The organism is Neorhizobium sp. R1-B (genome assembly GCF_004368875.1).
In the GTDB taxonomy this organism is placed as follows: Bacteria; Pseudomonadota; Alphaproteobacteria; order Rhizobiales; family Rhizobiaceae; genus Neorhizobium; species Neorhizobium huautlense.
Window position 1 is genome coordinate 1 of sequence record NZ_SOEM01000047.1, and the last position, 2,500, is coordinate 2,500.

The 2,500-nt window shown below is 54.9% G+C and carries 1 protein-coding gene, 1 tRNA gene and 2 rRNA genes (1 of these 4 cut by a window edge); 1 reads left to right on the forward strand and 3 read right to left on the reverse strand.

The window, feature by feature from the left end:
* A tRNA-Met gene (locus tag EDE05_RS26550) sits at window positions 1–77 on the reverse strand.
* Between the two features lie 422 nt (window positions 78–499).
* Window positions 500–614 (reverse strand): 5S ribosomal RNA (rrf, locus tag EDE05_RS26555).
* A gap of 13 nt (window positions 615–627) precedes the next feature.
* On the opposite strand from rrf, the gene EDE05_RS27080 reads away from it, so the two are divergent.
* Window positions 628–831 carry a hypothetical protein gene (locus tag EDE05_RS27080; protein WP_208325242.1) on the forward strand — a complete coding sequence of 68 codons (204 nt, stop codon included), beginning with the start codon at window positions 628–630 and terminating at the stop codon, window positions 829–831.
* 2 nt (window positions 832–833) lie between these two features.
* Here the strand turns inward: EDE05_RS27080 and EDE05_RS26560 are convergent.
* Window positions 834–2,500: ribosomal RNA gene (locus tag EDE05_RS26560) — 23S ribosomal RNA — on the reverse strand; it runs 1,144 nt beyond the window's last position.

The window sequence follows — 2,500 nt, forward strand, 5'->3', positions numbered from 1 at the left end:
TGGTTGCGGGGGCAGGATTTGAACCTGCGGCCTTCAGGTTATGAGCCTGACGAGCTACCGGGCTGCTCCACCCCGCGTCACCAAGAATACGGACCTTTGAGGCCCGGAAGCAAGTCAGGCGCGAGCCTGATGAGGTGAGGCCGAAGAGCAATCGATTGAGTATCGATTGCCGGCCGAACGGGCTGCTCCACCCCGCGCCATTTAGGTAAGCCGCTGCGCGGCTTATCCGGTGCGTAAATCCGTGATCGGATTTATCGCGACTGCGTCACAGCTTTGCTGTGACGCGCACTGCCGGAGCAAATTGCAGAGCAATTTGTCTCCTGTAAGGGATGCACCGGCTATAGGATGGTGAGTTCCCTTGGCATTTCAAGTATTCTGCTCTGTGCCTTTGAACGACGAAAGGCCGCTTTGGGGCGGCCCTTGAGTTTGGCCAGGGGCCTTAGGTTTCGTATTGAGAAGATTTTCGATCCACATTTTCATGTGGCATTGCCTTTAAAAGACCTGGCAGCGACCTACTCTCCCGCGTCTTGAGACGAAGTACCATTGGCGCTGGGGCGTTTCACGGCCGTGTTCGGAATGGGAACGGGTGCGGCCGCCCCGCCATGACCACCAGGTCGTTTAAGGGCAATGTTGATTGAGAAGCTGGCAGAGGCGTTTGCCTCGTTTGTCTTATTTGAACACGTCTTTTTTCTTCACCCTGGGCTGCGTGGGACTTCCCATACAGGCCGCAAGGCCGTCGCCAATCGTTTGGCGGCCCGTCCGGAGCGCCTTTGGCGCGTCAGGACAGAAGAGATGGCTCATCAAGCTTTGCTTGATGAGCATGGTCAATGAGAACGATCAAGCCGATCGGGCTATTAGTACCGGTAAGCTTCATGCATTGCTGCACGTCCACACCCGGCCTATCAACGTGGTCGTCTTCCACGGCCCTGATAGGGAATACTCGTTTTCAGGTTGGTTTCCCGCTTAGATGCCTTCAGCGGTTATCCATTCCATATATAGCTACCCTGCTATGCCCTTGGCAGGACAACAGGTCCACCAGAGATATGTCCATCCCGGTCCTCTCGTACTAGGGACAGATCCTGTCAATATTCCTACACCCACGGCAGATAGGGACCGAACTGTCTCACGACGTTCTGAACCCAGCTCACGTACCGCTTTAATTGGCGAACAGCCAAACCCTTGGGACCTGCTCCAGCCCCAGGATGCGATGAGCCGACATCGAGGTGCCAAACAACCCCGTCGATATGGACTCTTGGGGGTCATCAGCCTGTTATCCCCGGCGTACCTTTTATCCGTTGAGCGATGGCCCTTCCACGCGGGACCACCGGATCACTATGACCGACTTTCGTCTCTGCTCGACTTGTCAGTCTCGCAGTCAGGCGGGCTTATGCCATTGCACTCGACGACCGATTTCCGACCGGTCTGAGCCCACCATCGCGCGCCTCCGTTACTCTTTCGGAGGCGACCGCCCCAGTCAAACTACCCACCATACACTGTCCCGGATCCGGATGACGGACCGCGGTTAGACATCCATGACGATAAGGGTGGTATTTCAAGGATGGCTCCACGAGAACTGGCGTCCCCGCTTCAAAGCCTACCACCTATCCTACACATGCCGACACGAATGCCAGTGTAAAGCTATAGTAAAGGTGCACGGGGTCTTTCCGTCTAACCGCAGGAACCCCGCATCTTCACGGGGAATTCAATTTCACTGAGTCTATGTTGGAGACAGCGGGGAAGTCGTTACGCCATTCGTGCAGGTCGGAACTTACCCGACAAGGAATTTCGCTACCTTAGGACCGTTATAGTTACGGCCGCCGTTTACTGGGGCTTCAGTTCAAAGCTTGCACCTCTCCCTTTAACCTTCCAGCACCGGGCAGGCGTCAGGCCCTATACGTCGTCTTTAGACTTCGCAGAGCCCTGTGTTTTTGATAAACAGTCGCTACCCCCTGGTCTGTGCCACCCCTTCATACTTGCGTAAAAAGGGGTCACGCTTCTTCCGAAGTTACGCGTGCAATTTGCCGAGTTCCTTCAACATAGTTCTCTCAAGCGCCTTGGTATACTCTACCTGACCACCTGTGTCGGTTTCGGGTACGGTCTATAATGATGGAGCTATTTCCTGGAACCGCTCCGCCGCCCAACCAATCCAATAAGGTTGAACAACTTGTGCGATCCGTCACTACCACCAGGCCCACGAATATTAACGTGGTTCCCATCGACTACGCATGTCTGCCTCGTCTTAGGGGCCGGCTAACCCTGCTCAGATTAACTTTAAGCAGGAACCCTTGGTCTTTCGGCGAGAGGGTCTCTCACCCTCTTTATCGTTACTCATGTCAACATTCGCACTTCCGATACCTCCAGAGCCTCTCACGAGTACTCCTTCACAGGCTTACGGAACGCTCCGCTACCACTGAAGCAACCCGAAGGTTGCCACAATCCTCAGCTTCGGTGCATGGCTTTAGCCCCGTTACATTTTCGGCGCAAAGACCCTTATTTAGAC

Coding starts and splice junctions, on each gene's coding strand:
- EDE05_RS27080 (WP_208325242.1), top strand. CDS start 628: ATGTTGATTGAGAAGCTGGCAGAGGCGTTTGCCTCGTTTGTCTTATTT.